General features: G+C 65.1%; 24 protein-coding genes and 1 pseudogene. 15 read left to right on the top strand and 10 right to left on the bottom strand.

What is annotated here, in order from left to right:
* The coding region (locus JAO75_RS17980) for a homogentisate 1,2-dioxygenase (RefSeq protein ID WP_199050523.1) at positions 1-515 on the bottom strand (515 nt) is incomplete at its 3' end.
* A gap of 59 nt (positions 516-574) precedes the next feature.
* On the opposite strand from JAO75_RS17980, the gene JAO75_RS17985 reads away from it, so the two are divergent.
* Positions 575-1033 (top strand): MarR family winged helix-turn-helix transcriptional regulator, encoded by a 459-nt coding sequence (locus JAO75_RS17985; protein WP_199050524.1) that lies wholly within the window; start codon positions 575-577, stop codon positions 1031-1033.
* A gap of 15 nt (positions 1034-1048) precedes the next feature.
* Here the strand turns inward: JAO75_RS17985 and hemN are convergent, their stop codons facing one another.
* On the bottom strand, positions 1049-2401 hold the full coding sequence (gene hemN / locus JAO75_RS17990; protein WP_199050525.1) for an oxygen-independent coproporphyrinogen III oxidase: 1353 nt from the start codon (positions 2399-2401) through the stop codon (positions 1049-1051).
* Between the two features lie 184 nt (positions 2402-2585).
* Between hemN and JAO75_RS17995 the strand changes: the two genes are divergently transcribed.
* Together JAO75_RS17995 and JAO75_RS18000 are read left to right on the top strand one after the other, a co-directional pair.
* The gene (locus tag JAO75_RS17995; RefSeq protein WP_199050526.1) at positions 2586-2969 is read left to right on the top strand and encodes a hypothetical protein; all 384 of its coding nucleotides are present in this window, start codon (positions 2586-2588) and stop codon (positions 2967-2969) included.
* Positions 2970-3087: 118 nt separating this feature from the next.
* Positions 3088-3423, top strand: coding sequence for a hypothetical protein (locus JAO75_RS18000; protein ID WP_199050527.1), 336 nt, complete (start codon positions 3088-3090; stop codon positions 3421-3423).
* Between the two features lie 26 nt (positions 3424-3449).
* Here JAO75_RS18000 and JAO75_RS18005 read toward each other — a convergent pair whose 3' ends face one another.
* From JAO75_RS18005 to JAO75_RS18035, 7 genes and pseudogenes are all read right to left on the bottom strand, one after another.
* Positions 3450-4220, bottom strand: coding sequence for a metallophosphoesterase (locus JAO75_RS18005; protein WP_199050528.1), 771 nt, complete (start codon positions 4218-4220; stop codon positions 3450-3452).
* 7 nt (positions 4221-4227) lie between these two features.
* A pseudogene (locus tag JAO75_RS18010) lies at positions 4228-4830 on the bottom strand (ABC transporter permease); the annotation flags it as partial.
* 559 nt (positions 4831-5389) lie between these two features.
* Positions 5390-6181: an ABC transporter ATP-binding protein gene (locus JAO75_RS18015; RefSeq protein WP_199050529.1), complete on the bottom strand. Its 792-nt coding sequence runs from the start codon at positions 6179-6181 to the stop codon at positions 5390-5392.
* Positions 6182-6222: 41 nt separating this feature from the next.
* Positions 6223-7338, bottom strand: a complete 1116-nt coding sequence (locus JAO75_RS18020) for a succinylglutamate desuccinylase/aspartoacylase family protein (RefSeq protein ID WP_199050530.1) — start codon at positions 7336-7338, stop codon at positions 6223-6225.
* A complete protein-coding gene (locus JAO75_RS18025; protein ID WP_199050531.1) occupies positions 7338-8042 on the bottom strand; it encodes an ABC transporter permease in 705 nt (234 codons plus the stop codon). The genes JAO75_RS18020 and JAO75_RS18025 overlap by 1 nt, the downstream gene beginning before the upstream one ends.
* Positions 8039-8731 carry an ABC transporter permease gene (locus JAO75_RS18030; protein ID WP_246742589.1) on the bottom strand — a complete coding sequence of 231 codons (693 nt, stop codon included), beginning with the start codon at positions 8729-8731 and terminating at the stop codon, positions 8039-8041. The genes JAO75_RS18025 and JAO75_RS18030 overlap by 4 nt, the downstream gene beginning before the upstream one ends.
* Before the next feature lie 128 nt (positions 8732-8859).
* Positions 8860-9627: a transporter substrate-binding domain-containing protein gene (locus tag JAO75_RS18035; RefSeq protein WP_199050532.1), complete on the bottom strand. Its 768-nt coding sequence runs from the start codon at positions 9625-9627 to the stop codon at positions 8860-8862.
* A 98-nt stretch (positions 9628-9725) separates the two neighbouring features.
* Between JAO75_RS18035 and JAO75_RS18040 the strand changes: the two genes are divergently transcribed.
* Positions 9726-10631, top strand: coding sequence for a MurR/RpiR family transcriptional regulator (locus JAO75_RS18040; protein ID WP_199050533.1), 906 nt, complete (start codon positions 9726-9728; stop codon positions 10629-10631).
* 4 nt (positions 10632-10635) lie between these two features.
* On the opposite strand, the gene JAO75_RS18045 is transcribed toward JAO75_RS18040, so the two are convergent.
* A complete protein-coding gene (locus JAO75_RS18045) occupies positions 10636-11556 on the bottom strand; it encodes a helix-turn-helix domain-containing protein (RefSeq protein ID WP_246742590.1) in 921 nt (306 codons plus the stop codon).
* A 136-nt stretch (positions 11557-11692) separates the two neighbouring features.
* Between JAO75_RS18045 and JAO75_RS18050 the strand changes: the two genes are divergently transcribed.
* The 11 genes from JAO75_RS18050 to JAO75_RS18100 all read left to right on the top strand — a co-directional run bounded on the left by JAO75_RS18050 (position 11693) and on the right by JAO75_RS18100 (position 24360).
* The gene (locus JAO75_RS18050; RefSeq protein WP_199050534.1) at positions 11693-12928 is read left to right on the top strand and encodes an ABC transporter substrate-binding protein; all 1236 of its coding nucleotides are present in this window, start codon (positions 11693-11695) and stop codon (positions 12926-12928) included.
* Positions 12929-12986: 58 nt separating this feature from the next.
* Positions 12987-13910, top strand: coding sequence for a carbohydrate ABC transporter permease (locus tag JAO75_RS18055; RefSeq protein WP_199050535.1), 924 nt, complete (start codon positions 12987-12989; stop codon positions 13908-13910).
* Positions 13910-14764: a carbohydrate ABC transporter permease gene (locus JAO75_RS18060; RefSeq protein ID WP_199050536.1), complete on the top strand. Its 855-nt coding sequence runs from the start codon at positions 13910-13912 to the stop codon at positions 14762-14764. Before JAO75_RS18055 ends, JAO75_RS18060 begins: the two co-directional genes overlap by 1 nt.
* A 14-nt stretch (positions 14765-14778) precedes the next feature.
* Positions 14779-15858, top strand: a complete 1080-nt coding sequence (locus JAO75_RS18065; protein ID WP_199050537.1) for an ABC transporter ATP-binding protein — start codon at positions 14779-14781, stop codon at positions 15856-15858.
* A gap of 39 nt (positions 15859-15897) precedes the next feature.
* Entirely contained in the window at positions 15898-17835 is a 1938-nt protein-coding gene (locus JAO75_RS18070; protein ID WP_199050538.1) for a beta-galactosidase, read from the top strand.
* A 590-nt stretch (positions 17836-18425) separates the two neighbouring features.
* Positions 18426-21302 carry a monovalent cation/H+ antiporter subunit A gene (locus JAO75_RS18075; protein ID WP_199050539.1) on the top strand — a complete coding sequence of 959 codons (2877 nt, stop codon included), beginning with the start codon at positions 18426-18428 and terminating at the stop codon, positions 21300-21302.
* A 2-nt stretch (positions 21303-21304) separates the two neighbouring features.
* Positions 21305-21667, top strand: a complete 363-nt coding sequence (locus JAO75_RS18080) for a Na+/H+ antiporter subunit C (protein WP_199050540.1) — start codon at positions 21305-21307, stop codon at positions 21665-21667.
* Positions 21664-23199: a monovalent cation/H+ antiporter subunit D gene (locus JAO75_RS18085; protein WP_199050541.1), complete on the top strand. Its 1536-nt coding sequence runs from the start codon at positions 21664-21666 to the stop codon at positions 23197-23199. The genes JAO75_RS18080 and JAO75_RS18085 overlap by 4 nt, the downstream gene beginning before the upstream one ends.
* Complete coding sequence (locus JAO75_RS18090) at positions 23199-23687, top strand: Na+/H+ antiporter subunit E (RefSeq protein ID WP_199050542.1); 489 nt, start codon at positions 23199-23201, stop codon at positions 23685-23687. The genes JAO75_RS18085 and JAO75_RS18090 overlap by 1 nt, the downstream gene beginning before the upstream one ends.
* The gene (locus tag JAO75_RS18095) at positions 23684-23953 is read left to right on the top strand and encodes a K+/H+ antiporter subunit F (protein ID WP_199050543.1); all 270 of its coding nucleotides are present in this window, start codon (positions 23684-23686) and stop codon (positions 23951-23953) included. Before JAO75_RS18090 ends, JAO75_RS18095 begins: the two co-directional genes overlap by 4 nt.
* 8 nt (positions 23954-23961) lie before the next feature.
* A complete protein-coding gene (locus JAO75_RS18100) occupies positions 23962-24360 on the top strand; it encodes a Na+/H+ antiporter subunit G (RefSeq protein ID WP_199050544.1) in 399 nt (132 codons plus the stop codon).
* Positions 24361-24884 lie beyond the last annotated feature (524 nt).

Below are 24884 nucleotides of genomic sequence, written 5' to 3' on the forward strand. Positions count from 1 at the left end.
GGCACGAAGAGAAGCTCGCCGTCGGCGTTGTAGAAGTACTCATCCTCCATCGAGCGGGTGATGAGATAGACATGCGCGCCCATGCCGGCCTGGGAGCCCGCATCGCCCGCCGTGGTGATGGTGCGGATGCCCTCCAGGAACGAGACGGACTCGGCCGGGATCGGGATCGGGTCCCAGCGCATGGGCGCGATGGGCACCTCGACCTCGGCGGCCGGCGCCGTGCGCCACAGGCCGCTATCGGCCTTCCGGAACTGACCCCAGTGGGAGACGGTCGGGCGGATGCGGTAGAGCCAGGAGCGCTCGTTGGTGGTGCGCGGCGCCGTGAAGGGCGAGCCGGAGAGCTGCTCGGCATAGAGGCCGTAGGAGCACTTCTGCGGCGAGTTGCGCCCGATGGGCAGGGCGCCGGGCAGCGCCTCGGTCTCGAAGCCGTTGCCGAAGCCGGACATGTAGCCGGGCTGGATGGCACTCTCGATCCGCTCGGAAGCCTGAGGCAGGGGCGGGTTCTGGACATTCATGGGCATGACCTCCACAGTTGGTCACGAATGTAACTATCCATTTTGTAACCAACAACCCGATGGCCAAACTCCAGCTCGAAGCCTTCCTGCCCTACCGGCTCAACCGGATCGCCGCGGCGGTCTCCCAGGATTTCCGCTCGGTCTATGGCCCGCACCATGACCTGACGATCCCGGAATGGCGGGTGCTGGCCACGCTGGGACAGTTCGAGGCGATGAGCGCCAAGGCCATCGGCCGCCACTCGGCCATGCACAAGACGAAGGTGAGCCGGGCAGTGCGGGCTCTGGAGGAGCGGCGCTGGCTCCGGCGCCGCCCAAGCGAGGAAGACCGCCGTGAGGAGATCCTGACGCTCACTGCACAGGGCGAGAAGGCCTACCGGCAAATCGTGCCCAAGGCGCTTGCCTTCGAGCACCGCCTTCTGGAGCAGCTCGGGCCGGATGCCGGGCCTCTTCTTGCGGCCCTGGGACGCCTCGAGGCAGTGATCAAGGTCGCCGGACAGCTCGAAGACGACCGGACTTGACGCCCGGCCTCGCGATCAGACCGCGCGGCTGTGACTGCGCCCGGAGGCGCCGAGATAGGCATCGAAGGCCGAGGCCACGCTCCTGACCAGGAAGCGGGCATTGTCGTTGACCGACAGCATGTTGCCCTCAAGCCGGATGATACCGTCATCCTGCAGCGCGCGCAGCTTCGGGATCTCTTGGAGGATAGCCTCGGGAGCGGTCTCGTGCTGGCGGCAGACCTGGCCCACATCGACCCGGAAATCGCACATTACGCGCTCGATGAGATCGGCCCGCAGGCGGTCGTCGGCCGTGAGGGCATAGCCCTTCACCGTCGCCAGTTCCCCACGCCGGATGCGCTCGGCGTAGCGCCCGAGCACCACCTCGTTCTGAACGTAGCCCTGGGTCAGCCGGCCGATGGCGGAAGCGCCGAAGCCGATCAGCACATCGCTGGAATCCGTCGTGTAGCCCTGGAAGTTCCGGTGCAGCGTTCCGTCGACCTGGGCTTGCACCATGGAATCGTCCGGCAGCGCATAATGATCGAGCCCGATGCGACGGTATCCGGCGCTCATCAGAGCCTCGGCAATGGCCTCCGCCTGGGCATAGCGAGCTTCACCATCGGGCAGCACCGCCTCGTCGATCTTGCGCTGGTGCTTCTTGAACGAGGGCACATGCGCATAGCCGAAGACGGAGAAGCGGTCCGGGCGAAGCGCAATGCTCTGCCGCACCGTCTCCAAGCAGGATTCCACATTCTGGTGCGGCAGGCCGTAGATGAGATCGAAGTTGATGCCGTGGACACCCGCCTCCCTCAGGCCTTCCGTCGCACGGGCTGTCTGCTCGAAGCTCTGGATGCGGTTGATGGCGCGCTGCACGACCGGGTCGAAGCTCTGGACGCCCAAGCTCGCCCGGGTGACGCCCGCCTCCCCCAGAGCCTTCGTCATTGTCTTCGTCAGGGTGCGCGGATCGATCTCGATAGCCACCTCGGCGGAGGTGTCGAGACGGAACCTGCGCCGCATCAGGGCGACGAGATCAAGAAGCTCGGACGGCTCCATGATGGTGGGGGTTCCACCGCCGAAATGCACGTGGCGCACGGCCAGCGGACTGGTCAGGCGATCCCCGACAAGCTCGATCTCATGGCGCAAGACGGCGAGATAATCGATGATCGGCGCATCGCGTTGGGTGATGGTGGTGTGGCACCCGCAATACCAGCACATGGAGCGGCAGAAAGGCACGTGGAGGTAGAGGGAGGCTGTGGCGTCTGCGGGAAGCGAGGCGAGCCATTGCCCATAGGCCTCGTGGCCGATGGCATCGGAGAATTGCGGCGCCGTGGGATAGCTCGTGTAGCGGGGAAGCCGCTCCTCGCCGTATCGCGCCCTCAGGTCGTCTCTCATTGGGGTCCTCGCAGGTCCAGAAGTCCCGGTGTAGCGGGCTTTGCCCTCCGGTTCTTTGACCTCGGTCAAGTCTGCGGCAGCCCGGCTCCAACACTTTAGCGGTACCGGGAACCCATTCAGGCTGTACCCGGTTGAATTCACCGCCCTGGACCACATGACCCGAAAGAGGATGGAGGCGTGTGGAATGGCCGAGATACGGGTTGGCGTGAAGGTCTCAGACGACCGGCAGTCGGTGACGGTCGAGATCGGCTCGACGGCAGGTTCCTCGCACCCGGTCGGGCTCGACCTCAACCAGCTGACGAAGCTGATTCAGTTGCTCGGCCAGGCGAGGTCCCGCATGGTCGAGGGCTCGCAGAAGCTCCCGCTCGATGGGAAGACGGTGGAAACCGTGATCGAGCCGCCCTGGTATGTGCAGGTCGCGAGCATCGACGGCTCGCTGCTCGCCTTCGACCACCCAGCCTACGGGCCCCTTGCCTTCGCTATTCCCAGGGAGGACGTGGTCAGGATCGTGCGGACCCTGAACGAACACCTCGCCCTTCCGGCGGCGCATTCCGACAAGCCGAGCTAACTCCCTCAGGGTTCCGAGGGCTGCAGCGCATCCTCTGTCATGAAACTGTCACCAAAACTTCACTGTTACGGTTTCTGGGCACCTGTTATCGACGGGCTTTCGATCAGAGGAGACCATCGTGGCCGCGGAGAAACAGGACATCGTTCAGGGCTTGCTGGCCGACACCGAGAAGGCACTGAGGCGAAGCAAGAAGCTTGAAAAGACCCTGCTCAAGGTCGTCGCTCAGAGCGAGACCGGATCTGCCGCGGAAGGTTTTCTGAAATCCGTCCAGCAGGGCATGAAGGCGTTGAAGAGGGATGCCAAGCAGCTCGAGCGCTCACTCAATCCTGCTTCGAAGAAGGCACCTCGCCGAAAGGCTCCCGCGCTGAAATCGGCGGATGCCGAAACGCCCGCTCGCAAGAAAGCACCCGCCAAGGCCAGCAAAGCCTCCGGCAAGAAAGCGCCCGAGGCCTGATACTGGAGGCTCTGTAGGCCTTTGCGTCACGCTGTCGGTAAGCCGATCTTCAGCGGACAGTGCTGTGTCGCGACTCCGGCGCCCTCGATCCAGCGATGCAGGAGGAAGCCTGGCAGCTCGACCTCCGCTTCCGCCCGGCCGGCTCCGAAGCCGCATGCTTCCTGATAGCGAACAGGGGGAGCGACCTGGCAGACCGCGTTGCCGAACTGGCCGAGCAGAGCCCGGTGGTGATGACCGGAGAGGACCCGCGCCACCTGCCTGTGACGGGATAGGATCTCAAACAGTCGCTCTGAACCTCTGAATAGGCGGATGGAATCCTTCTCCTCAAGCCCGCAGCGGAGCGGGGTGTGGTGAACGAGGATGAAGGTCGGAACAGACGCCGCAGCTTCAAGAGCTTCCTTGAGGAAGTCGAGCGTTTCATCGTCGAGAGCCCCTTCGACCCGACCCGGAATGAGGCTGTCGAGACCGATCAGCCGCACGGGCCGGGTCTCGACCACGAAATTCAGGGGTCCTGAGGCCGGCAGATAGCCATGGTCGAGGAAGGCCGCGCGCATGGCCTCGCGGTCGTCATGGTTGCCGGGCACCATATAGATCGGCATACGCAGCGAAGAGAGATAACGCGCCAGCAGAGCGTAATCGTCGGGGCTTCCCTCGCCGATGTCTCCCGTGACGACCACGACGTCAGGCTGCGGCGACAGGCGCAACACACTGGCAATGGCCTCTACGGTATGAGCATTCGTCGCCGAGAGCGGCGCCCGGGCGCAGACATGCAGGTCGGAGAGGTGAGCGATCAGCATCGGGGCCTCACTGTCCCACCTTGGCGAGCACATCGGCGCGCAGGAACTGTTCCACCAGCAGCATGAACCCGATCGACGGCACCAGGAGTATGAGAGCCGTGATCGACGCGATCTGGTAATTGCCGCCGGCGCTTGCCGTGTAGAGCAGCAGCGGCAGCGTGTTCACCTCGGGAGCGCCGACGAAGAAGGTGGCGGTGAACTCGTCGAGGGATTCGAGGAACACGAACACAGCACTCGCCATCAGGCCGGGCATGGCCAGCGGCAGGGTGATGTCGGCGAAGGTCCGCAAGGGCCCGGCTCCGGAGATGCGGGCCGCCTCCTCCAGCGTGTGATCCACGGCCGCGAAGGCGGCGGTCGCGATCCAGATGGCATAGACGAGCCCGTGAACCGTATGGACCAGGATGACGCCCAGATAGGTTCCGTTGAGTCCCACATCGTAGAAGAGGCGGGCGATGTTCATGTAGACCGGCAGGTTCGGAAAGGCCTGCGGCACCAGGAACATGAGAAGGATGATGCTGCGCGCCGGCAGTCTGAGCCGGGCCAGGGCGTAGCCCGCAGGGATGGCAAGCGACAGGGACAGCACCACCACCCCGAGGGCGATGAGCACGCTGTTGGTGACGACGGCGTCTAAAGATACTGCGCTACACTTTTGTGACGCGACTTTCCGCAGTCAGACAATCAGCCTTGGCGGGAGATCAGTCGCAGAACATGCTGCACCGCGCGCATGCTGACGGCGGGCAGCGTTGCACCAGGCATTCCGATCCTCGAGTGTGGGAGCAGCATCGTGGCGCAAGGATGGAGCCTTCTCACAGGTTCGGAGAAAGTGAGCGACTAACCAAGGGCGGAGATCGATATCGCCACCGCGAAATCTTAGGCGGAGGCCCCGCCCGCTTGAACGACGGCTAGATCCGATAGCGCACATCGATCCCCTGGAATTGATGTGGATGGTCGCAAGGGCTCGCCTCGTCATGCCGACGGCAGTGGTTTGCCTGCTGGCAGGGACTCCGATCTGAACCGAAGACCCAGATCCTGTGCTTCGTCGCAGGGGCGCATTCGGTATTCTACAGAGAGACGTTGCTGACCATCCGAATGCTGAGCGAGGATCTGACCCTGTTCGTTGGCCTCATGTAAGCACATCCGCCGCCATCGACGATTGCGCCGGCTCGCGGTCAGTTCAGGCGCGACGTGTTGCTCAGGAAGGCTTTCAGGCGCGGGCTGGATGGGGCGCTCAGAACACGGGACGGAGCTCCCTCCTCCTCGATCAGCCCCTGATGCAGGAACACCACATGGTTCGACACGTCGCGGGCGAACCCCATCTCGTGCGTGACCACGATCATGGTTCTCCCTTCCTCGGCGAGTGAGCGCATGACCCGCAGGACCTCGCCGACGAGTTCGGGATCGAGGGCCGAGGTCGGCTCGTCGAACAGCATGACGTCCGGCTCCATGGCGAGCGCGCGGGCAATCGCCACACGCTGCTGCTCGCCGCCCGACAGGAAGGCCGGGTAGGCCTCCTTGCGATGCGCCACGCCCACCCGTTCGAGATAATGCTCGGCGCGCGCCACTGCATCCTTGCGCGAGAGGCCGAGAACGATCATCGGGGCTTCGATCACGTTCTGGAGCGCCGTCATATGCCCCCAGAGATTGAACTGCTGGAACACCATGGCGACACGCGCGCGCAGGCGCCGCAGCTGCGCCTGGTCCACCGCCTGAAGCTCGCCCTTCTTATCCGCCTTGAGCAGCAGTTCCTCACCGGCGATCTCGATGCGCCCGGCATTGGGACGCTCCAGGAGGTTGAGGCAGCGCAGGAAGGTGCTCTTGCCCGAGCCGGATGCACCGATCATCGAGATCACGTCGCCGGCCTTGGCGTTGATCGAAAGCCCTTTGAGCACCTCGACCGGGCCGAAGCTCTTGCGGATGTCGACGGCCGTCAGGACACCGGCGGAGTTCTGCGAATTCTTCATGGTTGGGCCCTCATGGGGGATCGGCATGGCGGTGGCGCTTGTCATGGGCTCAACAGCTTTCCATGGCGGAAGGTCTCCGTGCCGGCGATCTTGCCGAGGCGTTTCCCGGCATGGGCGAAACGCCCGCTGCACCGGGCGTAGAAGACGCCGTCGGTGGAGGAGCGGATCAGAGTCTCCTCCCCCGAAACGGGATCGAGCAGCCTTGCCATCACATCGCCGGTCTCCACCCGCTCCCCGGTCTCCCGCTGGAAAACGACGATCCCGGGGCGAGGCGCGGTCAGCGGCTCGGAACCGGCAAGCGGAGTGGGCTTCACGCCCGTTTCCGGAACGGGCGGCGCCGATCCGGCGATGACGCCGCGATGGGTCAGAAAATTCAGGATCGCCTGGGCGTCAGCCTCGGCGAGGGCATCGCTCACATCGGACTCGCCGCGCAGCTCCAGCGTTGTGGCCAGTCCCGCGAGGGGAATGGCCGCCTGGGGAAAGCGCTCCTGCAACTGCAGCCACGGGCGGCTCACGGCCTCGTCGAAGGGATTGTCGCCGGATTCGGTTGCAAGCAGCATGGCCTTCGCTCCGAGATACGCGGCGAGCGGCGCGAAATCGTCGGATTGCGGCGTGAGCGTATAGAGATGAACGACGGCCTCGGAATCGCAGTGGATGTCGAGCACCACATCGGCGTCGATGGCTTCCGTGAGCAGCATGTGCTTGAGGTGCTCCGTCGGCGACACGGGCTTTCGCCTCGCCAGCGCTTCCTTCAAAGCCGTGCGGATCAGCGCCACGTTCGCCACACCGTCTTGGCCGAGGCGGGACCCGACGGCCTCGGCCACCTCGTCGACCAAGTCCGGGAAAGCGCGGTTGAAGTTGCCCCCGTCGGCCATGTCGAACCGGCCGTGGAACACGCCGTTGAGGCGCTGCGTCAGGCCAATGGGATTGGCCACGGGCACGAGCACGATCTCGCCCTCGATCCGGCCGGCCTCTTCCAGCGCCGTGAGATGCCCGCGCAGGCAATGCGCGGTCAGGTGCCCGGGGGTCTCGTCCGCATGGAGGCCTGCCTGGATATACACCTTCGGGCCGGCGCCGGGCAGGCCGAAGCGCAGGACCGTGAGGCCGATGGAAACACCCGGGGTGGTTCCGGGCAACGGGAAGGTCTCGTGGCGCATCACGCAACTCCGGAAGCGACCGGCCGCAGGTGCCGGAGGAAGCGGCGCTCCGCCAGCTTGAACAGGCCGGCCATGCCGAACGTGAGAACAAAGTAGATCACCGCCACGACTCCGAAGGATTCGATGGGGCTCAGGTGGTTGTAGTAGATGTCGCGCGCCACGCGGGTGATCTCGACGAGAGTGACCGTGCTCGCGATGGCGGTGGCATGCATGAGCATGACGACCTCGTTGCCGTACTGGGGCAGCGCACGGCGCAGGGCGCTCGGCAGGAGAATGCGCCGGTAGATCGCCGCCTCACTCAGGCCGCAGGCGCGGGCGGCCTCGAGCTCGCCGGAGGGCGTGGCGCGCAGGGCACCGGCAAAGATCTCGGTGGTATAGGCCGTGGTGTTGAGGGTGAAGACGAGCCAGGCGCAGAACCAGGCATCGCGCAGGAACGGCCAGACGAAGCTCTCCCGCACGGCCTCGAACTGCGCCAGCCCGTAATAGACCATGAACATCTGCACGAGCAGGGGCGTGCCCCGCAGCACGTAGGTGAAGAGCCACACCGGCTTCGAGAGCCACGGGTTCGGGGACACGCGCGCGACGGCGAGCGGAACGGACATGAGGAAGCCCGCGCCGCAGGACAGGACGAGCAGGAGCATCGTCGTCTGCAGGCCCTTCAGGAATGCCGGGATGGAGTCGACAATGACGGACCAGTCGATCATCGGAACTCCACCTTCCTTACGCCGTGGGAATAGCGGCTCTCGACCCAGCGCAGGGCCAGGATCGAGATCGTCGTGAGCGCGAGATAGATCAGCGCGATGGTGGCGTAGAACGTGAAGGGCTTTCGCGTCGCCGCCGAGGCGAGATTCGCCCGGTGCACCATGTCGTCCAGGCCGATGATGGAAACGAGCGCGCTGGCTTTCAGCATCACGAGCCAGCTGTTGGTGAAGCCGGGAAGCGCGTGTCGCACCATCTGCGGCAGGGTGATGCGGCGCAGCACCTCGCAGCGCGTGAGCCCGAAGGCCTGGCCCGCCTCGATCTGCCCGCGCGGGATCGCCATGATCGCGCCCCGGAACGTCTCGGTGAGGAACGCGCCGTAGATGAAGCCCATGGTCATCGTGCCGGCAATGAAGGGGTCGATGTCGATATAGCCCCAGCCGTAATAATCCGCGACCTCATTAATCGCGATCTGCCCGCCGTAGAAGATGAGCAGCATGAGGACGAGGTCGGGCACGCCGCGGATGATGGTCGTATAGGTCTCGGCGACGACGCGGGGCGTGCGCGCGCTCGACAGCTTGGCGGCGGCGCCGATCATGCCGAACACGCAGGCGATCACAAGCGATGTGCCGGCGACGCTGACTGTCGATTGAAGGCCGCCGAGAATGGCGGGCAGATAGCCGTGCAGCAACATGGAGCGGGTCCCGCGCGGCCCACTCGCCTGCGCGTCTGCGTGAGGCGATCCTCAAGGATCGCCCGTTTCAAATAGGGTTCTGGGTTGGCCGAGCCGGAGGCCCGGCCACCCTGTCCGCGAGCGGAGGCTTAGATGCCTTCCGAGACGTCGAAGTCGAAGTACTTGTCGGCGAGCTTCTTGTAGGTGCCGTTGGCGCGGATCGCCTTGAGGGCGGCGTTCACCTTCTGGCGCAGTTCGGCGTCGTCCTTGCGCAGGGCGATGCCCACGCCGCTGCCGGCGCCGATGCGGATGGACGGGCCGAGCTGGGCATAGCCCTTGCCTTCGGGCTTCTTCAGGAAGGCCTCGCCGGAAACAACCGCCGATCCAAGCGCGACATCGCCGCGGCCGGCAGCCAGCTCGAGATAGACATTGGTTTCCTTGTCGGCGAGCAGAACTTCGCTGTCCTTGTAGTTCTCCGCGATGAACTTCGCGCGCGGGGAGTTGCGCAGCACGATGATCTTCTTGCCCTTCAGGGAGGCGGGCGAGTGATCCTTGAAGGCGCCTTCCTTGGCGATGAAGCGCGAGGGCACGTCATAGTAGGGATCGGAGAAATCGACGGCCTTCTTGCGCTCGTCCGTGATGGTCATGGAGGCGACGATCATGTCGAACTTCTTGGCGTTGAGGGCCGGGATCATGCCGTCCCATTCCTGCTGCACGAGGGTGCAGTCCGCCTTCATCTCCGCGCAGATCGCATTGGCGATGTCGATATCGAAGCCCTGGAGCTTGCCGTCGGGAGCAATCGAGGAGAAAGGAGGATAGTTGCCCTCCACGCCGACGCGGACCTTCTGGTTCTGAGCGAAGGCGGGGGTGGCGATGACGAGAGCGAGAGCGACGGCGCCTGCAAGATGACGGATCATGTGAATTATGCCTCTGGGTTAAGATGGAAGGGCACCGCTCTTCAAGGCGGCTCAGCCAGCCTGTGGACTATGACCGATAATTTTCATACGATCAAGACATGAAAAAATCCGCTCACTCAGCCGCCGCATCCATGTCGGTTCCTCCCGTCGCTTTCGCGCGCTCGGATATCGGCCAAAAGCTCGCCGCCGTCATGGAGGAGGGCTCCCCTTCCCAACGGAGGTTCGCGGAATTCGTGCTGCGCAACCCTCTCCGGCTTGCGGCCTGGAGCATCGACGATGCGGCCCGCCAGAGCGGCATATCGGCTCCGACCATCAGCCGCTTCGCCCGGGAACTCGGATATGCAGGCTTTGCGGAATTGCGCAGCGCAATTGCAGGCACGCTCCACACGCTGGTGCAGTCGGTCGAGAAACTTCGGGAACGCATCGAGGACAAGTCGCCGGGCAACGACGGGTTCTCCGTGGCCCGGGCCAATCTCGCGCAGGTCGACAGCTGCGTCGGCCCGGAGCAGGTCGCGTCCGTCACCAGACGGCTCGTGGAGGCTTCCGCCATCTACGTGATGGGGTTCGGGATCAGCGCCCACCTCGCGGCGCTCCTGACGCTGGGCATACAGCCCTATTGCCGCCAGGTGGTGAACGTCGTGGAATATGGCGGGACGGAGGTCGCGGCCGGGCGGCTGGCCACCATCGGGAAAGGCGACGTTCTGTTCGCCATTACCTTCCCGCGCTATGCCAACGACGTGGTGCACCTCAGCCGATACGCCCGCGACCAGCAGGCTCATGTGATCGCGCTGTCGGACTCGGTCGCATCGCCACTGGCCCGGTACGCCCACGAGCTGCTCGTCGCGCCCAGCGATCATCCCGTCCTCTCCAGCAGCGCGGTTGCCGCGGTCGCGGTCATCGAGGCCATCTGCGCATCGGTCATGGTCTCCGACCGGGAGAACATTGCGCGGGCGGCCCGCCTGACGGAGGCGATCTCCTCCTATCTCCTGCAGCCGGATTCGTGAGAACTCAGATGCGGTCGCCGGCCGGCCTGTAGACCTGCCTGTAGTGCCGGCGATAGCGATTGGGGCTCATGCCGAAGCGGGACGTGAACGCCTCGTAGAAACGCGACAGGGACTTGAAGCCGGCCTGAAAGGCGATGTCGGCCACTGTCTGCTCGGTTGAAACGAGAACCGACAGGGCGATGTCGAGCCGACGGCGAATGATGTACTGCACGATGGTCTGGCCGACGCCGCGCCTGAACAGGTCCATGGCGTAATTCGGGTGGAGCTCCACCGAGCGGGCGACCGACGCCACATCGATGTCGTCGCAGGCGTGCTCGTCGATGAACCGGGCCATGAGCTCCACCTTGGCGAGCCGCTTCATGGCAGCGCGCGCGCCCGGCGCCTCCGGGCGGGCGACCGCCCGGATGTCGTGCCAGCCGTCGCGCTCCAGACGGCGCAGCCGGGCGCTGACCTCCTCGCGGACGATGTCCTGCAGCAGGGGATCCCCCGTGAGCAGATCCTTTCGCCAGCGCTCGGTCTGTTCGGGGTCGTAGGGCAGGCACGTCCTGGCCACGGCGAACGCGCCCTCGAAAAGGGCGGTGCGCAGCCCGTCGCAGGACTGGACCCCGAGAAGAACCGCCGAGGGAATGTAGAGGCATGAGAAATGCGTGCCCGGTTCGCGCGCAATGGTCTGGTGCGGAATCATGCCCCAGAACAGAACGAGGCTGCCTGCCCCGACTTCGATGATGTGATCGTCGAACCAATAGGTCATAGCGCCTTCGAGCACGTAATTGAACTCGAACTGGCTGTGCATGTGCGGCGCCGTCATCACCTCGACATTGGTCCGCGTGGCCGCGCAGAACCTGTGGTCGTCGAAGACTACCGTCGTGGCCCCGGGCGGAGGCTCCGGGTGGGAGTGAGGGTCGAGAATGGGTTGCGCGGTCATGGCCGACCTTATGATTCCGGAATTTTTGACCTGAAACAAGGTAGAAGTTCCAGAATCCTTAGCGCATGCTCAATGCTGATGAGCCAGGCAGGTATTGTCCACAGAGACCCGAAAGCCGGCTCCGAGGGAGGATAACATGCGTATTTCCAGGCATTTGGCCGGGCTGATGCTCGGCATTTCCATGATCGTCGGCATGCCGGCTGCGGCGGCCGAACTCGTCATCAACGCCGATGCGTCCGAGCCATCCCTGCGCAAATCGTGGGAAGGGATCGTCGATCAGTTCCGCAAGGAAAACCCCGGCATCGACGTGAAGCTCAACGTCTACGACCGCGAGAGCTACAAGCGCTCCATCCGCAACTGGCTCACCGCTCAGTCGCCCGACGTAGTGTTCTGGTATGCGGGCACCCGCATGCGCCAGTTCTCCAAGCCCGGCCTGCTGGAGGACGTGAGCGCCATCTACACCCCTCAGGCGAAAGCGGAATTCGGGCCGGTCGCCACCGAGCTGATGTCCGACCAGGGCAAGCAGTACGGTGTGCCGCACTCCTACTATCAGTGGGGCTTCTTCTACCGGAAGGACCTGTTCCAGAAGGCCGGCATCACCGAAGCTCCGAAAACCTGGTCCGACCTCGTCTCGGCCTGCGAGAAGCTGAAGGCCGCCGGCATCGAGCCCATCACCATCGGTTCGAAGGACCTGTGGCCCACCGCCGGCTGGTTCGACTACATCAACCTGCGCACCAACGGCCTGAAGTTCCACCAGGAGCTGATGAGCGGCTCGGTGCCCTACACGGATGACCGCGTGAAGGCCGTGTTCGCCAAGTGGAAGGAGCTTCTCGACAAGGGCTGCTTCATGAAGAACCACGCCTCCATGTCGTGGCAGGACAGCCAGGCCCCGCTCTACCAGGGCAAGGCGGCCATGATGCTCATGGGCAACTTCATCACCGGCAACTTCCCGGCCAACGTGGCCGACAACATGGACTTCTTCCGCTTCCCCGAGATCAACCCGGGGGTCGGAAGGGCCGAGGATGCGCCCATGGATGCGCTTCTGGTCCCGGCTAAGGCGAAGAACAAGGAAGATGCCAAGAAGTTCCTGGCCTTCGTGATGCGCCCCGACGTTCAGACCACGCTCGCCGCCGGCACGCGCCAGATCCCGGTGAACCAGAAGGCCTCCGTGCCGGACGACCGTTTCCTCAAGGCGGGGCAGCAGCTCCTCTCCTCGGCGGACGGCCTCGCGCAGTTCTTCGACCGCGACACCTCGGAGGAGCTCGCCACCGTGGGCATGAAGGGCTTCCAGGAGTTCATGGCGAACCCGGACCGCCTCGACCGCGTGCTGGAAGATCTCGAGCGCACACGCAAGCGCGTCTACGCGAACTGATCGCGACAAGAGCGGCGGCATCTGCGGGTGCCGCCGCTCCAACCCAACCGGATTCGCGATGTCCTCGTCCGCAACACCTTCGCTTCCCGTTGTGACGGCACGGCCCGAGAGCTGGTGGCATCGTCATCAGGCGTCAATCACGCCCCTGCTGCTGCTCCTGCCGGCGCTGGCGGCTTTCTCGCTCTTCGTGCTCTGGCCGATTGCCAGCAGCCTTTGGCTGTCCCTGCACGATTGGGACGGCATCAGCGAAAGGCGCTTCATCGGCTTCGACAATTACCGCGAGCTGTTCGATGACCGGGTGTTCTGGACATCCATCGTCAACAACATCTGGTGGCTCCTGGCCTTCATGCTGGCCCCCGCCCTCGGTCTGGCCATCGCGCTCTTCCTGAACCAGAGCGTCTTCGGCATCCGCTTGGTCAAATCCCTGTTCTTCTTTCCCTTCGTGATCAGCCAGGTGGTGGTGGGCCTTGTCTTCGCCTGGTTCTACAACCCGCAATACGGCCTCCTGAACGAGGTCCTGCGCGCCTTCGGCATCGAGGGCATCTCGCCCCTCGACAGCGAGACCGGCGCGACCTTCGCCGTGATCGTCGCGGGCCTGTGGCCCCAGATCGCTTACTGCATGATCCTGTACCTCGCGGGCCTCGCGGCCATGAATCCCGAGGTGATCGAGGCCGCGCGCATGGATGGCGCGAAAGGCTGGCGGCTGTTCTGGCATGCGGTCCTGCCGCAGCTGCGCCCCGCGACCTTCATCGCCGTGGTAGTCTCGGTCATCGGCGCGCTGCGCTCCTTCGACCTCGTGGCCATCATGACGGCCGGCGGGCCTTACAGCTCGTCGACGGTGCTCGCCTATTACATGTACGAGCAGACGTTCCTCTCCGTGCGCTACGGCTACGGCGCGGCGGTGGCGGCGGTGCTCTTCCTCATCATGAACGTGTATATCGCGTTCTTCCTCTGGCGCATGCTGAGGCGGGAGCAGGCCTGATGTTTCCAACTCCGATCCAGGACAGAAGCCGAGCGGCGCAGGCCTTCTATCGCGCGTCGCTCATTCCCGCTCTCGTGGTCTGGCTGCTGCCGCTGGTCGCCATCGCCTTCACGTCGATCCGTTCCATCGACGAGCTGAACCAGGGCCGCTTCTGGACATGGCCCGAGGAGACGCGCTTCGTCGAGAACTACACGGCGGTGTTCACGCAATCGCCCATGGGGCAGTTCCTCGTGAACTCCGTGCTGATCACCGTGCCTGCGGTGGCCCTGTCCATCGCACTCTCGGCCATGGCCGGCTACGCGCTCGCGAAGTACCGCTTCCGCGGGAGCCTCGTGCTCTTCGCGATCTTCATTGCTGGCAATTTCGTGCCGTTCCAGATCCTCATGATCCCGGTGCGCGACCTGTTCGTGAACGTGGTGCCGCTCTACGACACGATCCTGGCCCTGGTGCTGTTCCACATGGCGTTCCAGACCGGGTTCTGCACCCTGTTCATGCGCAACTTCATCAAGCAGATCCCGGATGCCCTCATCGAGGCGGCGCGGGTGGAAGGCGTGTCGGAGCTGCGCATCTTCTGGCATGTGGTGCTGCCCCTCGTGCGTCCCGCCATGGCGGCGCTCGCCGTGCTGGTCTTCACCTTTGTGTGGAACGACTTCTTCTGGGCGCTCGTGCTGGTGCAGTCGGATGAGGTCCGGCCCGTGACCGCCGGCCTCCAGGCGCTGCGCGGCACCTGGACGTCGGCCTGGCAGCTGATTTCCGCCGGCGCGATCATCGCCGCGCTGCCGCCCGTCGCCCTTTTCTTCCTGATGCAACGCCACTTCATCGCCGGGCTCACGCTCGGGGCGACGAAGGGTTGAGAAAGGTTCGCGCCATGGCTGATGTGCGCCTGAACAATGTCCGCAAGCGCTTCGGCGACGTGGAAATCATCAAGGGCATCGACCTTGCGGTGGAGCACGGCCAGTTCTGCGTGTTCGTGGGCCCGTCCGGCTGCGGCAAGTCCACCTTGCTGCGCCTGATCGCGGGGCTCGAGAAGGTCAGCGACGGCCAGGTGACCATCGGCGGCGCCGACATGACACATGTGGCGCCCGCCAATCGCGGCACCGCCATGGTCTTCCAGTCCTATGCCCTTTACCCGCACATGACGGTGGCCGAGAACATCTCCTTCGGGCTTCGCATGGCGAATACGCCGAAGGCGGAGGTCGAGCAGCGCGTGAAGCACGCGGCCGACATGCTGCAGCTGGGCCACCTCCTGAACCGCAAGCCGTCTCAGCTCTCCGGCGGCCAGCGCCAGCGCGTCGCCATCGGCCGCGCCATCGTGCGCAACCCGCAGGTTTTCCTGTTCGACGAGCCGCTCTCCAACCTCGACGCTTCCCTGCGCGTGCAGATGCGCATCGAGATCGGCAAGCTGCACCAGGATCTCGGCACCACCATGATCTACGTGACCCATGACCAGGTGGAGGCGATGACGTTGGCCGACCGGATCGTGGTGCTCAATGCAGGACGGATCGAGCAGGTCGGCTCGCCGCTTGAACTCTATCATCGCCCGAAGAACCTGTTCGTCGCCAGGTTCATCGGTTCGCCGACCATGAACACCCTGCCGGTTCAGCGCACGGGAGGAGATGGCGACGGCATGCGGTTCACCCTGCCGGGTGGCGCTCCCATCGTGCTGCCGACGCGCGAGGATGGCGTGACGCTCGGCGTCCGCCCGGAGCATCTCAGCCTCGGCACCGGCGAGGATGCGACCCTTCAGGGTCAGGTGCGCCTGACCGAGCGCCTGGGCTCCGAGACCATGCTTTATGTGGATCTCGGCTCGGACGTGGAAGTCGTCGTGCGGGCGGACGGGCTCTCCTCCGTTCGGGCGGGCGACACGGTGCCCATCGGCGTCTCGCGCCGCAGCTGCCATCTCTTCGATTCACAAGGCGCAGCCGTGATCAACGGCGCGCTCCTTTAAGCACCAGATCATTCTACGAAAAGTTAGAGCACGGGTTTCATGCTGGGCGTCTGCTATTATCCGGAACATTGGTCGGAGTCCTGGTGGGAGGAAGATGCGGCGCGCATGCGCTCGCTCGGCATCACCCACGTCCGCATCGGCGAGTTCGCCTGGAGCCGGATCGAGCCGGAGCCCGGCCGCTTCGAGTGGGGCTGGCTCGACCGCGCCATGGATGTGCTCGCCGGCGCCGGCCTCAAGATCGTTCTCGGCACGCCGACGGCTACGCCGCCGAAATGGCTGATCGACCGTCATCCCGACATTCTGCCCGTCGACGAGAAGGATCAGGTGCGCGGCTTCGGATCCCGCCGGCATTATTCCTTCTCCGCGCCCGCCTGGATCCAGGAGAGCCGGCGCATCGTGGAGGCCGTGGCGCGCCGCTACGGCGAGCATCCGGGCCTCGCGGGCTGGCAGACCGATAACGAGTACGGCTGCCACGACACCATTCTCTCCTGGGGTCAGCACGATCTCGCCGCCTTCAAGCAATGGCTGCGCCGCCGCTACCAGACCCCGCAAGCGCTCAACGAGGCCTGGGGCAACGTGTTCTGGTCCATGGAGCTGCGCTCCTTCGACGAGGCGTTCCTGCCCAACCTCTCGGTGACCGAGACGAACCCTGCGGCGCGGCTCGACTTCTGGCGTTTCTCCTCCGAGCAGGTGGCGGCCTACAACCGCATGCAGGTGGAGATCCTGCGCGCCCACTCGCCGGGACGCTTCATCACGCACAACTTCATGGGCCTGTTCCATGATTTCGATCATTGGGACGTGGGCGACGATCTGGATTTCGCCACCTGGGATTCCTACCCCATCGGCTTCACCGAGCGCTTCCCCTTCTCCGAGGAGGAGAAGATCCGCTACGCGCGCACCGCGCATCCGGACATGGCAGCCTTCCATCACGATCTCTACCGGGGCGTCGGCCGTGGCCGCTGGTGGGTGATGGAGCAGCAGCCGGGTCCGGTGAACTGGGCTCCCTGGAACCCAATTCCACGCAAAGGCCAGATCCGCCTCTTCACTTGGGAGGCGCTTGCTCACGGCGCCGAGGTGGTGAGCTATTTCCGCTGGCGCCAAGCGCCCTTCGCGCAGGAGCAGAACCATGCGGGCCTGAACCTCCCCGACCGCACCCTCTCGCCGGGCGGCGAGGAGGCAGCGCAGGTGGGCCGCGAACTGAAGGCGCTCGGATCCCTGCCGGACGGTGGCCAAGCCCCGGTGGCGCTCGTCTTCGACTACGAGGCGTCCTGGATCACGCGCATCCAGCCCCAGGGCCAGGATTTCGACTATGCCGAGATGACCTATCGCTGGTACGAGGCCGTTCGGCGCCTCGGCCTGGATGTGGACATCGTCCGCCCCGGCGCATCGCTGAAAGGCTATCGCCTGGTGCTCGCTCCCACCCTCCCCTATGTGAGCGATGCGGCGCATGCGGCGTTCCGCGACGCGGAGGGCTTCATCCTGTTCGGCCCGCGCACGGGGTCGCGCACGCGCACCTTCGCCATCCCGGACAACCTCGCGCCCGGCCCGCTCGCCGACCTCATCCCCATCAAGGTCATCCAGGTCTCGTCCCTGCGGCCTGGGCTCCAGGAGCCGCTGACCGGCACCGTGCAAGGAACGGCGACCCGCTGGCGCGAGGATGTCGAAGCTGGCGCAAGGGTTCAGGTGCACGCCCGCTTCGAGGACGGGTGCCCTGCCCTCATGAGCGCAGATTCAAAAGCCTATTTGGCGGGCTGGCTCGAAGGGCAAGGCCTGCGCGATCTCATGGCATGGTGCCTCGATCGGTCCGGCCTGGAAGGCATGCAGCTCCCGGAGGACATCCGCCTGCGCCGGCGCGGTGCTCTCACCTTCGCATTCAACTACGGCAACAGCACCTGGGATGTTGCCGCGTCGCTGGGAAAGGTCGTGATCGGAAGCCGGGAGCTTAAACCGGGAGACGTCACGATTCTGGCTACGTGAACAAGGACCCGGAGCAGCAATGGTCCGAGGTCTTCATCATCTCTCATATTCCCGACAGGCCGCCCATCCGGCCGAACCTACGGGCGCTGCTTTTCCGGAAGAGTGTTGCTCGATCCCCAGCCCGGGTCTGAGAAGCCGAGGCCAATCGAGTTTCATCCCGACTTCTAAGATGCAGCAGAACCTTATCCAAGCCTGTCCGTTTGCCCGTAGTCCCCAACGCCTCATCGGACGGAGAGAACCAGATGCTGACGATACCGCTTGCCTCGGGCTTTGCTGCGACTGCCCCGATGGTCAGATCGGCCTTTCCCAATCACCACTTCATTGGGGACCTTCCGGAAAGGTAGACGCCTAGGATCGAGCAATCCCAGCCGATGGTCCTGCCCCTCGCTTCCAGCAACTCCGCCTGATGTCGGGCGGGATGGATCGGCTTGAGGAATGGTGCCCGGACCATCCTCGATGAGCGAAGCCGTTCGGGCGAGTGCTGATTCCGTCCTCCGGGGCTCAGGCATTGACGGGCACGGCGCCGAGGCAATCTACAAGTGCCGGCACCTTGTCCGTGCCATTCGCGCAGCTCCATACGAGATGTTACGTTGAACATCGTACTGCTTCCCTTGATGCCGCTTCTGGCAGCTATCTTCCCGCCGCTGGCGATCCGGTCCGGGCGCACGCTGTGCGCGGTGGCGGCCGCGGTTCCGACGGTCGCGGCGCTCCTCATCCTGGCGGCTGCCGCGCCGGCGGTCTATCGGGGCGAGATCGTCCGGGCGACCTACGAGTGGCTGCCGCAGTTCGGCCTGTCGTTCAGCGTGTTCCTGGATGGCCTCGGGTTCTTCTTCGCCGCGATGATCCTCGGCATCGGCCTCCTGATCATCATCTATTCCCGCTTTTATCTCAGCCAGGACGACCCGATGGGTCGCTTCTATGCCTACCTTCTCCTGTTCCAGGGAGCCATGGTGGGCGTCGTGGTCAGCGACAACATCCTCCTGCTGGTGGTGTTCTGGGAGCTCACGAGCCTGAGCTCCTTCCTGCTGATCGGCTACTGGCGCGCCCTCCCGGAGGGGCGCCAGGGGGCGCGCATGGCACTGGTCGTCACGGGCGGCGGCGGCCTCCTGCTGCTCGCGGGCCTTCTCCTCCTGGGCCAGATCGCGGGATCCTATGAACTGACCGAGATCCTGCAGCGTGGCGACGTGATCAAGGCCTCGCCGCTCTACCTGCCGATGCTGCTTCTCGTCCTCGGCGGCGCCTTCACCAAGTCGGCCCAGTTCCCGTTCCATTTCTGGCTCCCGCACGCCATGGCGGCCCCGACGCCGGTGTCGGCCTATCTCCACTCGGCCACGATGGTGAAAGCAGGTGTGTTCCTCATGGCACGCCTGTGGCCTGCGCTTGCCGGAACCGAGGCCTGGTTCCTTATCGTATCCATGACCGGGCTGATCACCATGCTGATCGGGGCCTGGATCGCCCTGTTCAAGGATGACCTGAAGGCGATCCTCGCCTATTCCACCGTCAGCCATCTCGGCCTGATGACCATGCTGCTGGGGTTGGGCACGCCCATGGCCGCCGTGGTGGCCGTGTTCCACATCCTCAACCATGCCACCTTCAAGGCGGCCCTGTTCATGAGCGCCGGGATCGTGGACCACGAGGCGGGCACGCGCGACATCCGGCGTCTCGGCGGCCTCCTGCACCTGATGCCGATCAGCGCCACGCTCGCCCTCGTGGCCGCCGGCTCCATGGCGGGCCTGCCGCTGCTCAATGGCTTCCTGTCGAAGGAGATGATGCTGGAGGAGGTCGTGCACACGCCCTATGCGGGCAATCCCTGGATCATGCCGACCCTGGCGACGGTCGGCGCCCTGCTCTCGGTCGCCTATTCGGCGCGGCTTGCCGTCGCGACCTATCTCGGCCGGGTCCGGACCGATTACCCGCACCATCCGCACGATCCGCCCGTCGGGCTCTGGATTCCCGTGGCGGTGCTGGTCGTGCCGGTGATCGCCATCGGGCTTCTGCCGGCGCTGATCGCCGGGCCGGTGGTGGAGCGCACCGCGCTCGCCGTCATCGGCAGCCAGGCCCTGCCCTCCTACTATCTCGCCCTCTGGCACGGCTTCACGCCTGCCCTGATGATGAGCGTCGTGGCGTTCGTCGGCGGAGCGGCCCTCCTGATGGCGTTCAAGCCGCTGGACCGCCTCCGCCTCGCCACGCCGCGCCCGGAGGCCAAGCGGATCTTCGACCGGGTGCTCGACAGTGCAGCTCGCGGATCAAGGGTCGTTGTGGCGACGCTCCACACCGAGTCGCTGCCCCGCTATTTCGCGACGATCATCGTGGCCATCATCGTCGTCGGCGGCGCCGGGTTCATGACGGGAACCCACGCGGCGGGAACCAGGGCTCCCCTGCCCGTCAATGGACCGGCGCTGGTCATCTGGGCCACTCTCCTGGCTACCAGCCTCGCCGTTGCGGTGCTGCACGCCAACCGCCTTCTCACGCTCATCCTCACCAGCCTCGTGGGACTTGGCGTGTCCATCGCCTTCATCCAGTTCTCGGCCCCGGATCTCGCCCTCACACAGATCTCGGTCGAGGTGGTGATGACGATCCTGCTGCTGCTGGCGCTCAACCTCCTGCCCCGCACGACCCCCAGGGAGACCGGCGCGATCCGCCGCATGTGGGATGGCGTCATCGCCTGTTCGGCAGGCCTCGGGCTGGCGGGCCTCGCCTACGCGGTGATGACGCGGGACTTCCAGCCGATCTCCGAGTACCACCTGGCGCAGTCGAAGCCCGGCGGCGGCGGCACGAACGTGGTCAACGTGATCCTCGTCGACTTCCGCGGCTTCGACACCTTCGGCGAGATTATCGTGCTGTGCATCGCGGCCCTCGCGATCTACGCCCTGCTCGACAGCTCGCTCAAGGGCGCCGCCGCCCGCCGGCTGGAATCCATGCACCAGGGCGACGAGGCTGCGGACGCCCATCCGCTCATGCTTGTCGTGGTGACCCGCGCGCTGCTGCCCCTCGCCATGACCGTGGGGGCGTTCATCTTCCTGCGCGGCCACAACCAGCCCGGCGGCGGCTTCATCGCGGGCCTCGTCGTCGCCATTGCGCTCCTGATGCAGGCCATGGCGAGCGGCTATGTCTGGACGGCGGAGCGCCTGCGCCTGAACGCTCACACGATGCTAGGTGTCGGAGTCCTGCTGGCGGGTCTCACGGGTCTCGGCTCGCTCCTGTTCGGCCGTCCGTTCCTGACCAGCACCTTCGGCTACGTCCATCTTCCCGTCATCGGCGAGTTCGAGCTTGCCACCGCCATGGCGTTCGACACCGGGGTCTTCTTTGCGGTGGTCGGAACCGTGCTCCTGTCCTTGGCCCAGATTGCCCGCGTGGAAGCCCGCGCCGAGCGCAAGCCGGTGCCCCTGGGCCCATCCGACATTCGGCTGAAACGCATGGCCGCCACGGTCGCGCCCCCGACCACCGTTCATGGAAAGGAGCCCTGACCTTGGAATTCCTCGTTGCAAGCGCCATCGGGGTGCTGAGCGCCGCCGGCATCTACCTGATCCTGCGCGGGCGCAGCTTTCCGGTCATCATCGGCATGACGTTTCTCTCCTATGGAGTGAACGTCTTTCTCTTCGCCATGGGGCGCCTGTCCGTCGACAGGCCGCCGATCATCTCGTCCGACACGACAATCTACGCGGACCCGCTCCCGCAGGCCCTGGTGCTCACCGCCATCGTGATCTCGTTCGGCATGACGGCGCTGATCGTGGTGCTGGCCCTGCGCGGGTTCCTCGAGACCGGATCGGACCGGGTGGACGAGGGCATCCCGAAGTTGCCGGAGCCCGCCGAGGAACGGCTGACCTCATGAGCGGCTGGATCATCGCGCCCATCATCATTCCGGCCATGGCGGCGGCGCTGCTGCTGCTGCTCCGGCGATCCCCGGACCTGCAGCGTCGGGTCTCGCTGGCGGCCACCGCTCTCCTGTGCCTCGCCAGCATCGGGCTCTTCATGCTCGCCATCGAGGGTGACGTGCTGTCCTACCGGCTCGGAGACTGGCCGGCGCCGTTCGGGATCGTTCTCGTGCTGGACCGGCTGTCCGCCACGATGGTTCTGCTCTCAAGCGTGCTGGCATCGGCCGTGATGCTTCACGCCATTCGCGGGTGGGATGCGAAGGGGCATCATTTCCACCCCCTGTTCCAGTTCCAGCTCATGGGCATCAACGGGGCGTTTCTGACCGGAGACGTGTTCAACCTGTTCGTGTTCTTCGAGGTAATGCTGATCGCATCCTACGGGCTGCTGCTGCATGGCGGCGGCCCGCGCCGGCTCGGGGCAGGCTTCCAGTATGTGGCGATCAACCTCCTCGGCTCGACGCTCTTCCTGTTCGCCGTCGGCATCATCTACGGGGTCACCGGCACCCTCAACATGGCGGATCTCGCCGGAAAGGTCGGCCAGGTGGCGGCCGGCGACGCGGCGCTTCTGCGGACGGGAGCGCTGCTGCTGTTTTTGGTCTTCGCCCTGAAGGCCGCCCTCGTGCCCCTGCACTGGTGGCTGCCCACCGCCTATGCGGCGGCCCCGGCGCCTGTCGCGGCCCTGTTCGCCATCATGACCAAGGTCGGCGCTTACGCCATCATCCGCGTCTTCACGCTCGTCTTCGGCCAGGATGGCGGGGCGGCGGCCTCCATCGCGGCGCCCTGGATCATGCCGGCGGCCCTCGCGACCCTGGCCATCGGCGCCATCGGCGTGCTGGCGAGCCGCGTTCTCGTGGATCTCGTGTGCTTCGCCGTCGTCTGGTCGATGGGCTCGCTCCTCGTAGCCGTCTCCCTGTTCGATGCGAGAAGCCTGACCGCCGCCCTCTACTACACCCTGCACTCGACCCTGACCGGCGGGGCCCTGTTCCTGCTCAGCGACCTGATCGCCTCCCGTCGCGGGCGCTGGCGCGACGATCTCGAGCCCAGTCCTGTCATGGCGAACGCCGCCATGCTCGGCGGCCTGTTCTTCCTGGCCGCAATCGCCATGAGCGGCCTGCCGCCCCTGTCGGGTTTCATCGGCAAGCTGATGATCCTGGATGCGACACGCACGTCCGGTGCCGCCGGTTGGATCTGGACCTTCGTGCTCGCCACGAGCCTGCTGGTCATCATCGGCTTCAGCCGGGCCGGCACGATGCTGTTCTGGAAGAGCGAGGCCACGGCGGGAACGATCGAGCCTGGACCGCCCGCCCGCACCACGCCCATCATGCCTGCGGCGATCCTCATTCTCGGAACCGCCCTGCTCTCCCTCGGGGCCGGTCCGGTGACCCGGCACCTGGAGGCAACAGCGCAGCAGCTGGTGACGCCTCGCTCCTACGTGGACGCGGTTCTGGGCCGGCCGGCTCAGGCGCAACGGGCGACGGAGGTGCGGTGATGGCTCGTCTCTTTCCGCAGCCAATCCTGAGCATCGTCATCGCGCTCGTCTGGATCCTGCTCGTCAACGACCTTTCGGCCGGCGCCGTGGCGCTCGGCATCATCATCGGCTGGGCGATTCCGATGCTGACGGGCCGCTACTGGCCCGAACGGCCCCGCATCCGGCGCCCCATGGCGGTTCTCGGGTATTTCGGCATCGTGCTGAAGGACATCGCGATTTCGAACGTTCAGGTGGCCTACCTCGTGCTGTTCCGGCGCGGCGACACGCTCCGCTCCCAGTATGTGACCGTGCCGCTCGACCTGACCACGGCGGAGGCCATCACGGCCCTGGCGGGAACGATCACGCTGACCCCCGGCACCGTCAGCGCAGACCTCTCGGCCGACGGGCGCTCGCTCCTCGTCCATTGCCTGGAGACCGCCGATCCGGCTGCGACCGTCGCGCAGATCAAGGAGCGCTATGAGCGCCGCCTCAAGGAGATCTTCGAATGATCGACATCGCCTGCATCATCGCCACTGCGGCCATTGCGATCGCAAGCCTGCTGACGCTCTATCGCCTGGCGCGCGGCCCGGATGTGCTCGACCGGATCCTCGCCCTCGATACCCTCGTCATCAACACCATCGGGCTGATCGTCGTGATCGGCCTGTGGTTTCGCACGACGATGTATTTCGAGACGGCTCTCCTGTTCGCCATGGTCGGCTTCGTGACCACCGTCGCCCTGTGCAAATATCTCCTGCGCGGCAACGTCATCGAGTGAGCAGCCCCATGGTCATCGCGGAAATCGTCATCTCCCTCCTCATTCTCGTCGGCGCGTTCTTTCTCTTCGTCGGATCCCTGGGGCTCGCCAAGCTGCCGGACCTGATGCGGCGCCTGCACGGCCCGACGAAGGCCACCACGCTCGGCATCGGCTCGATGCTGATCGCCTCGATGCTGTATTTCTGGATCGTGGAGGGAAATCCGTCGATCCACGAACTGCTCATCACGCTCTTCCTGTTCCTGACCGCGCCCGTCACCGCGCAGATGATCGCCAAGGCCTATATTCTCCACGAGAGACGGGAGCGCGAAGTGCTCCCCGACACCGGCCGCCCCGTCGGCTGGGCCACGCTCGACGCAGCCGAGGCCGATCAGCACTCCGAGCCTGCTCGAACCTCTTCGGCTGAATGAAGCTGAGGATTCGCGGCATGGCCCGCTCCCGCGAAACCGCGATCATCTCCGAACTCACCGGCTAACACATCAGCACTTAGTTTGAGGAATGGCGCTATTCCTAAAACAGCTTAACCGAAATTGTGCCATTTGCTTGCCAGCATCATGGCGTGATGTAACGCTTCGCCATGGGGGGCGCACGCATGGTTATTAAAGGGCATATTAAGGTCATACTTACCCGTATAGCGCTTTGTACAGTCATCGCCCTGCTTACCGTTGCAGCAGGACTGCTGTGGTTCGATCAGCCAACAACAATGCCGAACGAAGACCGACATGCATTTTGGGCAATAACAGTGGGTATCGGCGTGGCGGCTGCAATGTGCATACGGGAACTGCGTAAAATCAGATAGGATAGTCGATGAGAGCTATGCCAAGCTCGCGCAAGCGGACTCAAGAGCAGGGAAATCCATGAGTGGAGCAGGCCCTGAGTTTCTATAGAAATATTCGAGGCAGGAACTCGGCGCGCTCAGCTTCGCACCGGCGGC

It is taken from the genome of Microvirga splendida, from assembly GCF_016427565.1.
Classification (GTDB): Bacteria; Pseudomonadota; Alphaproteobacteria; order Rhizobiales; family Beijerinckiaceae; genus Microvirga; species Microvirga splendida.

Coding starts and splice junctions, on each gene's coding strand:
- JAO75_RS18095 (WP_199050543.1), top strand. CDS start 23,684: ATGATCGACATCGCCTGCATCATCGCCACTGCGGCCATTGCGATCGCA.
- JAO75_RS18100 (WP_199050544.1), top strand. CDS start 23,962: ATGGTCATCGCGGAAATCGTCATCTCCCTCCTCATTCTCGTCGGCGCG.
- JAO75_RS18015 (WP_199050529.1), bottom strand. CDS start 6,181: ATGAAGAATTCGCAGAACTCCGCCGGTGTCCTGACGGCCGTCGACATC.
- JAO75_RS18070 (WP_199050538.1), top strand. CDS start 15,898: ATGCTGGGCGTCTGCTATTATCCGGAACATTGGTCGGAGTCCTGGTGG.
- JAO75_RS18035 (WP_199050532.1), bottom strand. CDS start 9,627: ATGATCCGTCATCTTGCAGGCGCCGTCGCTCTCGCTCTCGTCATCGCC.
- JAO75_RS18090 (WP_199050542.1), top strand. CDS start 23,199: ATGGCTCGTCTCTTTCCGCAGCCAATCCTGAGCATCGTCATCGCGCTC.
- JAO75_RS18085 (WP_199050541.1), top strand. CDS start 21,664: ATGAGCGGCTGGATCATCGCGCCCATCATCATTCCGGCCATGGCGGCG.
- JAO75_RS18065 (WP_199050537.1), top strand. CDS start 14,779: ATGGCTGATGTGCGCCTGAACAATGTCCGCAAGCGCTTCGGCGACGTG.
- JAO75_RS18040 (WP_199050533.1), top strand. CDS start 9,726: ATGAAAAAATCCGCTCACTCAGCCGCCGCATCCATGTCGGTTCCTCCC.
- JAO75_RS18025 (WP_199050531.1), bottom strand. CDS start 8,042: ATGATCGACTGGTCCGTCATTGTCGACTCCATCCCGGCATTCCTGAAG.
- JAO75_RS17995 (WP_199050526.1), top strand. CDS start 2,586: ATGGCCGAGATACGGGTTGGCGTGAAGGTCTCAGACGACCGGCAGTCG.
- JAO75_RS18045 (WP_246742590.1), bottom strand. CDS start 11,556: ATGACCGCGCAACCCATTCTCGACCCTCACTCCCACCCGGAGCCTCCG.
- hemN (WP_199050525.1), bottom strand. CDS start 2,401: ATGAGAGACGACCTGAGGGCGCGATACGGCGAGGAGCGGCTTCCCCGC.
- JAO75_RS18020 (WP_199050530.1), bottom strand. CDS start 7,338: ATGCGCCACGAGACCTTCCCGTTGCCCGGAACCACCCCGGGTGTTTCC.
- JAO75_RS18055 (WP_199050535.1), top strand. CDS start 12,987: ATGTCCTCGTCCGCAACACCTTCGCTTCCCGTTGTGACGGCACGGCCC.
- JAO75_RS18005 (WP_199050528.1), bottom strand. CDS start 4,220: ATGCTGATCGCTCACCTCTCCGACCTGCATGTCTGCGCCCGGGCGCCG.
- JAO75_RS18060 (WP_199050536.1), top strand. CDS start 13,910: ATGTTTCCAACTCCGATCCAGGACAGAAGCCGAGCGGCGCAGGCCTTC.
- JAO75_RS18050 (WP_199050534.1), top strand. CDS start 11,693: ATGCGTATTTCCAGGCATTTGGCCGGGCTGATGCTCGGCATTTCCATG.
- JAO75_RS18030 (WP_246742589.1), bottom strand. CDS start 8,731: ATGTTGCTGCACGGCTATCTGCCCGCCATTCTCGGCGGCCTTCAATCG.
- JAO75_RS17985 (WP_199050524.1), top strand. CDS start 575: ATGGCCAAACTCCAGCTCGAAGCCTTCCTGCCCTACCGGCTCAACCGG.